We start from the raw sequence: 7,720 nt of genomic DNA on the forward strand, positions 1-7,720 counted from the left end.
GGCGAAGAGGATGTGTGATGACACGGATGGTGCTGCTGGGCGTGACAGCGGCTCTGCTCGCAAATAGCCCTGCAATGGCGCAGTCCGCACCCGCGGCTGCCGACATTGCGGCGTTGCGTGGCGAGCTGGATGCATTGCGTGCCAAGGTCGATCAACTCGAGCGCCAGCTTGCCGAATCGCGTGCCGACGCGGCCAGGCCGGCACCTGCCATCGCCGCCGCCGAGCCGCCCAAGCCGGCACCCGCGCCGTCGAGCGCGCCAGCGAGCGCTATCGCCTGGAAGGGCGCACCGCAGTTCGATGACAAGGCGTCGGGCTTCACCTTCAAGCCCAAGGGTTTCCTCCAGTTCGACAGCGGCCGGGTCTACAACCCGTCGGATGCGCTGACCGCCACCGGCAATTTCGGCAACCGGACGCGGCTGCGTCGCGCGGTCTTCGGCGCCGAAGGCACGATGCCCGGCGGGTTCGGCTACAAGGCCGAATTCAACTTCGCCGACGGCACCGTCGGTTATGAGGATGTGATCCTCACCTGGCAGCCCAAGGGGACGCCGGTGCAACTGATGATCGGCAATGCCTATCCGCTGTCCGGTCTCGACGTGATGACCAGTTCGCGGCTGACCTCCTTCGCCGAACGCGAGCAGGCGAGCGAGGCTTTCAACTTCAACCGTCGCGTCGGCGCGTCGCTGGGGCTGATCGATCCCAAGGACCGCTACACGCTGACCGCCGGCCTCTACCAGACCGGCATCACCGGGGATTTCGGCGACGATGGCTGGCAGGCCAGCATTCGCGGCACTTTCTCTCCGACGCTGGGCAAGAATGCCCGGCTCCATCTCGGCGCGAACTTCCAGCATCGCAGCAACCGTACCGATGTGCCGCAGGTGCGCTACCGGACCCGCCCGCTGACGACGGTCACCGATTTCCGTTTCGTCGATTCAGGCTTCCTCACCGCAGGGGGAGACGATGTGCTCGGCGTCGAGCTGGCGGGCATCTTCGGCCCGTTCCACATCGCCGGCGAAGGCCATAAGCTTTGGGTCAACGACTATCGGGCGTCGCTCGACAAGGGCGGGCTCTTCTATGCGAGCGGCCCGAGCTATGTGAGCGCCTATGGCGAGATCGGCTATTATGTGACCGGCGAGACGCGCGGTTACAAGGGTGGCCGCTGGGATCGCACCAAGGTGCTGCGTCCGATCGGCAATGGCGGCTGGGGCGCGCTCCAGCTCAATGCCCGGGTCGACATGGTCGACCTCACCGATGTCGTCGGCGGCACGGTGCGCCTGAATGGCGGGCGAGAGACCGGCTATTCGCTCGGCGCGATATGGAACCCGATCGATTATGTCCGCTTCCTGATGCAATATTCGCATATCGAGGTGGAGGGCGGCCCGTCGGCCGTGCTGGTCGTGCCGGGATCGACGCTGCCCGCGGATGCGCGCCAATATGCCACCGATGTGATGGTGCTGCGCGCGCAGATCGAGTTCTAGGCGCAAGCGGGAGGGGATCGGCTCTATCCAGGCCGCTAGCCTCAAGTGGCTGAACGCTTTTTTGCGCTTCGCTTCGATCTCCCGATGCGGCATCATCGGGTCATCTGAAGGGGAGAGTGTGATGCGTAACGGCCTGATCCTGGCGGCAAGCCTCATACCGGCCGTTGCGGCGGCGCAGACCGCATCGACCGCGCAGGGTGATGTCGCGGTCACCATCTACAACAACAATATCGCGCTGGTGCAGGATTCGCGGACCCTGACCGTGCCTGCCGGACGCAGCCGTCAGGAGTTTCCCGACGTCTCGGCGCAGATCCGGCCGGAGACCGCGAGCCTTGCCGGATCGGGCATCGCGATCGTCGAGCAGAATTTCGACTATGACCTGCTGTCGCCCGACAAGCTGATGGAAAAGGCGGTCGGGCAAGTGGTGACGATCGTGCGGACCAATCCGGCGACGGGCGCGGAGACGCGCGAACAGGCCAGGGTGCTTGCCGCCAATGGCGGCATCGTCCTGCAGATCGGCAGCCGGATCGAGGTGCTGCGCGACGACGGCCTGCCGGTGCGCGTCGTGTTCGACAAGGTGCCCGAGAATCTGCGCGCGCGGCCGACATTGTCGGTCACGATCGACGCGGCCAAGGCGGGGCCGGTCGCCACGCGGCTATCCTATCTCACCCCCGGCATGGGCTGGACCAGCGACTATGTCATGCTGTTCGACGAGAAGTCGGGAGCGACCGACATGCAGGGCTGGGTCACGCTGACGAACAACACCGGCACGACCTATACCAATGCCGATACGCTGCTCGTTGCCGGCAATGTCGGCGGCGGGCAGAATCGCTTCAACGCGCTCAACGCGACGCTGGAGGCGGCGGGCACCGAGAGCGGGACGCGCGAGCGCCTGGGCGACTATTATCTCTATCCGCTGGCCGAACGCACGACCATCGCCAACGCCCAGCAGAAACAGGTGAGCTTCCTCGACGTGAAGGGTGCGCCGGCGCGCAAGGCCTATGAATTCGTCAATGGCTGGCTGGGCAGCAACGACGATCCGCGCAGCGCGGTGACGGCGATCAAATTCTCGACCTCCAAACAGGGTGGGCTCGGCGACCAGCTCCCCGCCGGCACGATCCGCGTCTATCTGCGCGACGCACGCGGCGATCCGCAGTTCATCGGCGAAAGCCGGATCGATCACACCCCGATGGGCTCGTCGATGGCGATTCGCACCGGCGATGCGTTCGACGTGAAGGTGAAGACCGTGGTGGAGGCGCGCACCAAACTCTCCAACCGCCGCTGGCAGACCAGGATGCGCTACATCGTCACCAATGCGCGGCCCGAGGCGGTCACGGTCGACGTCTCGCAGAACGGGTTGTGGGGCGATGTCCGCATCACCGCGCAAAGCATCGAGGGCACGCGCATTTCGGCGGATCGCGTCGAATGGAAAGTGCCGGTGCCCGCCAATGGCACGACCGAACTGACCGCGACTTTCGACACGCGGTACTGAACCGGTGCGCGCGCTCGCGCTTTTCCTGATCCTGCTCGGCTGGGCGGCGCCCGCGCCGGCGCAGACCGTCGTTTCGCGCGACGTGTCCGACGTCTCGGTCACCATCTACCGCGCCCCCAATCGCGGCAGCGGCGCGATGGATCGCAACTGGCCCCAGGGCTACGCGCTGATCAGCGAGACAAGGACGATCACGATCCCGGCAGGCGACAGCATCGTCCGCTTCGAAGGCGTTGCCGAAGGGCTGCTTCCCGAAACGGCGATCGTCACCGGCCTGCCCAAGGGCGTGCGCGAGAAGAATCGCGACGCGCGCCTGATTTCGCCTGCCGGGCTGGTCGACGCCTATCTCAAGCGCAGCGTGCGGCTGAAGCGGACCAACCGCAAGACCGGCAAGGTGACCGAGCAGGATGCGGTCATCCAGGCCGGCCCCAATGGCGGAGTGATCATCCAGACATCGGAGGGTGTCGAGGCGCTGGGCTGTTCGGGACTGCCCGAGCGCATGATCTATCCGGAGGTGCCGGCAGACCTCTCGCCGCGCCCGACCCTGTCGGTGCTGACCAACAGCGACCGCGCGGTGACCGCGACCGTCCAGCTGACCTATATGGCGCAGGGCTTCGACTGGTCGGCCAGCTATGTCGCGCGCATGAATGCGGACAGCGGCAAGATGGGCCTGTTCGCTTGGCTGACGGTCGCCAATGGCGGCGTGCAGAGTTTCAAGGATGCGCGGCTGCAGGTCGTTGCCGGCCAGCCGCGCAAGGAACGCAATGCCGCGCCGCTCGCCCAGCCCAGGGCGGCGCTGCGCCTGCAATGCTGGCCGATGGACGTCACCAGCACGCATCCCCGCTATGTCTTCACGCGTCTGCCCTGGCCGCAGGCGGTCGAGGAAGAGGTGATGATGGAATCGGCCGATTCAATCGTCGTGACAGGGCAGCGCCGCAGCCGCGTCGCCTATGCGCCGCCTCCGCCTCCGCCTCCGCCCCCCGCGCCCGTCGCGATGGTGGCGCAGCAGGAGGAACTAGGCGATCTCAAACTCTATCGCGTGCCCGAGCGCGTGACCGTCGCGGCCCAGGCGCAGAAGCAGGTCGCGATGATCGATCAGTCCGATGCGGCGTTCGACCGGATCTATTCGGTCAACGCGGCGTCGGGCTCGCAGGATTATCAGTCGATGCCGTTCCTGCTCAGGGGCAAGAACAGCAAGGACAAGGGGCTTGGCCTGCCGCTGCCCGCAGGGTCCGTCGCGATCTTCGAGGAGGTTGCGCAGCGCGAACTGCTCGTCGGCAATGCCGATCTGGCCGATCTCGCGGTGGACGAGCGTGTCGAGCTGCCGATCGGGCAAAGCCCGGATGTGAAATGGCGGTTGACCAAGGTCAGCGAAAACAAGAAGCGGCAGGACTGGCGCGTCGACCTGATCAATGCGCGGCCATTCCCGGTCAATGCCGAGATCCTGATCCCCTATGACCTTATCGACAGGCCGCCGGGCATGGAGCGTGGCCGCGGCGGCTGGGTCCTGCCCGTCGCGGTGCCGGAGAACGGCACGGCGACGGCTTCCTACGTCGTTCGGCTCGAGCGCCCGCGGTGATTCATATGCGATCCCGAAGATGCTGGCGCATCCGGGATCGGTTCGCTCAGACGCCGCGCGGGCTCATATAAGGGCCTGATGAGGCAAGCTCATCCGACCCTTATATCATTCCACCGGCGGCAACGGACGCGGCCGGTGATTCTCGTCGAGCGCGACGAAGGTGAACAGGCCTTCGGTGACCTTCACTTCCTGATTGCCGCGGTCGCGCATCGCGATCACCTCGATACGGATGCCGATCGAGGTCCGCCCCCGGCGCTCGACATGGGCGTAGACCGAGATCACGTCGCCCAGATGGATCGGCGCGATGAACGACATCGAATCGATCGCGACGGTCGCGGTCGGCCCCTGTGCCACCCGTCCCGCGACGATGCCCGCCGCAATGTCCATCTGGCTCAGCACCCAGCCGCCGAAGATATGGCCGTTGGAATTGATATCGCTCGGCCCCGGCACGACGCGCAGCACGGGGTCCTGGGGGCAGTCGACGCTCATCGTGTCTCGTCCTCGCTATGATCGTGGATTTGTTCGTCATGACCGCTGCCCGAACTGAGGAAGACGAGCCCCATCAGCGCGGCGCCGAGCATCACCGACAGCCCGATGCCGAGTATCGTCGCGATCAGCATGTGGATCGGAATCGGGCCGTGCACGGCGTGGAGATAGGCGATCGCGACCGCCACGGCGGCAACCGCGACCAGCGCCATCCATGCCATCAGCCGGCGATAGCGGGCCCAGGCGAAGCGCGCATAATCCGGATCGGAAAGATCGGGCCGTTGGTCGGTCATGCCTTCCCTTTGCGACCGGTTCGTGGGAACATCAACCGGGCACGGCACTGATATTGGTATTGGAGAGGAGTCGAGCCATGACCATCAGAACGGTCGTCGAGGGCAATCCCCACATGGTCGTCACCATTGGCGCGGACGCGAGTGTCGCGGAGGCGGTGGCGCTGCTTGCCGAAAAGCGAATCGGTGCCTTGCCGGTGGTCGAGGACGGTGCGGTCGTCGGCGTATTTTCGGAACGAGACGTGATCCATTGCCTTGCGCGATATGGCGGCGACGCGCTTTCGCACCTGGTGCGCGAGGCGATGACCGCGCCGGTCATCACCGTCGATCCGGACCAGCAGGCGATCGTCGCCTTGTCGATGATGACGCGCCGGCGCATCCGCCACCTGCCGGTGATCGACGGCGGCGCACTGGTCGGCTTCGTTTCGATCGGCGATCTGGTGAAGTACCGGATCGACCGGATCGAATCGGAAGCTGCGGCGATGCGCGACTATATCCAGAGCGCGTGAACGGTCGTCGTTCGGGTGATGCTGGCCTGCGAACGGCATCGCTCTGCGCTTCCGGTGCTTACGTACTGAAGTACGCTCCGCTCCAGTTCTCGATCGACGCCATTCTCGCTCCAGCCTGACCCGAACCACACCCCGCTCAAGGACGTGTTCAGGCTTCGGCCGCCTTGCGCTTGATCACCAGGCGCAACAGCTCGTCGAGCGTCGCGCGGGTGAAGAGGAAGAGCAGGGCGCCATAAGCCGCGGCACCCACGGGCACGAGCAGCGCGAGTCGCGCAAAGGGGCCGAGCGGGGGCAGCAATTGATCAACCCCCCAGACCAGGGCCGCCATCGCCGCGGAGACGATGAGTCCGGGCGCCACGGCGAGCGCCAGCCTGCGCCAGGAAACCCCGATCGCGGGCAGCGACATCGCCGACGCGACGAGCGCGAAGACCGGAAAGCCGATCAGCCAGGCCAGCGCCAGGCCCATGCCGCCATGGCGCACGCCGATCAGGAAGGCGACGATCATGATCGTCGCACCGGCGATCGACGAGCGCGCCGCGATCCATGGCTTGCCGACGCCGTTGGTCGCCGGCGAATAGAGGATCTGCAAGGTCACGAAGGGCATGGCGAGTGCGAGCACGCGTACCAGCGGCACCATCTCCCCCCATTTTTCGCCGAACAGCGCCACCACCAGCGGCTCGGCGGTGGCGGCCAGCCCGAAATAGATCGGCATCGTCGCCAGCATGATCAGCTTGATCGCTTTCACGAATGCGGCGGAAAATGCTTCGCGATCATGCTGGAGTCGCGAATAGGCAGGGAAAGCGACATCGTTGAGCGGCGGCACGAACTTGGTCGCGACGATCTGGGTCAGGAACAATGCTTCGGCATAGATGCCCAGCGCGTGAGGCTCGAGCGCGCGTCCGCCGATGAAGATGTCCGACTGGCTCTGGATGATCCAGAAGAGCTGGGTGACGAGGATGGCGCCGCCATAGCCGAACATCGCGCCAGCGCCGCGAAAGTCGAAGCTGGGCCAGACGAGCACGCGCGCGGCCAGGTTCAGCGCGATGGCGCGGGTATAGAATAGCGCGATGGGGGCCGCGACCAATGTCCATACGCCCCAGCCCGCGAGCGCGCATGACAATGCGGTGACCGCGCCCGCGATCGCGGAGGCGAAATTGGCCTTGGCCTGATTGCGGAAATCGAGCGCGCGGCTGAGCAACACGTCGGGCAGCGCGATGAAGGGGGTGGCGAGATAGAGCAGCGCCTGAACGCGCAGCAGGTCCGCGACCATCGGCTGGTTGTAATAGTCCGCGGCGAGTGGCGCGAGCGTGAGCTGGAGAATCGCCAGTCCGCCGTTGAGCAGCAGCAGCATGCCGAATGCCTGCCTGATTCGATGCGTGTCGACCGAGTCGGACTGGATGATCGAACTGGCGAAGCCATAACCGTTGAGGAAATTGAGCAGCGCGAGAATCACCTGCGTCATCGCGAACAGCCCGTAATCACGGGGATCGAGGATGCGGATCACGAGCAGAGTCGATCCCCACATCACCATCTGCGAGGCGATCTGGCTGCCGGAACGCCAGAAAACGGCGCTTCTTACGCGATTCGCGAACGTGCCGTCGCGTATCTCCCCCTCATTCACCCGTTCGCTCCATATCGTCTCGATACGCCATTAGCCCGGTTTCGCGGGGTTTGCCGAGCGTAGAACCATATGCTGACACAAAATTGCAAAAATGGCGGTTGACCGCCACCGAACCCCTCCATATATGCCCTCTCACCGCAGCGGTGGACCACATCGGTTCCTGCAGCGGTCGCAAAAAACAGGATGCCCGGTCAGCCCCGGTAAAAGGGGAGAGGTCAGGCGTCCGCGTTTTTTTGGCTCTTTGACATTGTCGGTTTAGATGAAGGGACAT

At 65.2% G+C, this 7,720-nt stretch carries 7 protein-coding genes; 4 read left to right on the forward strand and 3 right to left on the reverse strand.

The window, feature by feature from the left end; all coding sequences use genetic code 11:
* The first annotated feature begins 17 nt into the window (after window positions 1-17).
* The 3 genes from AC3WN8_RS26120 to AC3WN8_RS26130 all read left to right on the forward strand — a co-directional run bounded on the left by AC3WN8_RS26120 (window position 18) and on the right by AC3WN8_RS26130 (window position 4,543).
* Complete coding sequence (locus AC3WN8_RS26120) at window positions 18-1,475, forward strand: OprO/OprP family phosphate-selective porin (RefSeq protein WP_492672439.1); 1,458 nt, start codon at window positions 18-20, stop codon at window positions 1,473-1,475.
* Window positions 1,476-1,596: 121 nt separating this feature from the next.
* Window positions 1,597-2,967 carry a DUF4139 domain-containing protein gene (locus tag AC3WN8_RS26125; RefSeq protein ID WP_492672440.1) on the forward strand — a complete coding sequence of 457 codons (1,371 nt, stop codon included), beginning with the start codon at window positions 1,597-1,599 and terminating at the stop codon, window positions 2,965-2,967.
* 4 nt (window positions 2,968-2,971) lie between these two features.
* Window positions 2,972-4,543, forward strand: a complete 1,572-nt coding sequence (locus AC3WN8_RS26130) for a DUF4139 domain-containing protein (RefSeq protein ID WP_492672441.1) — start codon at window positions 2,972-2,974, stop codon at window positions 4,541-4,543.
* A gap of 105 nt (window positions 4,544-4,648) precedes the next feature.
* Here the strand turns inward: AC3WN8_RS26130 and AC3WN8_RS26135 are convergent, their stop codons facing one another.
* Window positions 4,649-5,032: an acyl-CoA thioesterase gene (locus tag AC3WN8_RS26135; protein WP_492672442.1), complete on the reverse strand. Its 384-nt coding sequence runs from the start codon at window positions 5,030-5,032 to the stop codon at window positions 4,649-4,651.
* On the reverse strand, window positions 5,029-5,322 hold the full coding sequence (locus AC3WN8_RS26140) for a hypothetical protein (protein WP_492672443.1): 294 nt from the start codon (window positions 5,320-5,322) through the stop codon (window positions 5,029-5,031). Before AC3WN8_RS26140 ends, AC3WN8_RS26135 begins: the two co-directional genes overlap by 4 nt.
* Window positions 5,323-5,399: 77 nt before the next feature.
* Here AC3WN8_RS26140 and AC3WN8_RS26145 point away from each other — a divergent pair, with 77 nt between their 5' ends.
* Window positions 5,400-5,828: a CBS domain-containing protein gene (locus AC3WN8_RS26145; RefSeq protein ID WP_492672444.1), complete on the forward strand. Its 429-nt coding sequence runs from the start codon at window positions 5,400-5,402 to the stop codon at window positions 5,826-5,828.
* Window positions 5,829-5,976: 148 nt separating this feature from the next.
* On the opposite strand, the gene AC3WN8_RS26150 is transcribed toward AC3WN8_RS26145, so the two are convergent.
* Window positions 5,977-7,449, reverse strand: a complete 1,473-nt coding sequence (locus AC3WN8_RS26150; protein ID WP_492672445.1) for a lipopolysaccharide biosynthesis protein — start codon at window positions 7,447-7,449, stop codon at window positions 5,977-5,979.
* Window positions 7,450-7,720: the final 271 nt, after the last annotated feature.

It is taken from the genome of Sphingobium sp. FW305-3-2-15-F-TSA7 (assembly GCF_058787155.1).

Bases quoted from the DNA above. Each gene is read 5' to 3' on its own strand.
- AC3WN8_RS26120 (WP_492672439.1), top strand. From the start codon at position 18: ATGACACGGATGGTGCTGCTGGGCGTGACAGCGGCTCTGCTCGCAAAT.
- AC3WN8_RS26125 (WP_492672440.1), top strand. From the start codon at position 1,597: ATGCGTAACGGCCTGATCCTGGCGGCAAGCCTCATACCGGCCGTTGCG.
- AC3WN8_RS26135 (WP_492672442.1), bottom strand. From the start codon at position 5,032: ATGAGCGTCGACTGCCCCCAGGACCCCGTGCTGCGCGTCGTGCCGGGG.
- AC3WN8_RS26140 (WP_492672443.1), bottom strand. From the start codon at position 5,322: ATGACCGACCAACGGCCCGATCTTTCCGATCCGGATTATGCGCGCTTC.
- AC3WN8_RS26145 (WP_492672444.1), top strand. From the start codon at position 5,400: ATGACCATCAGAACGGTCGTCGAGGGCAATCCCCACATGGTCGTCACC.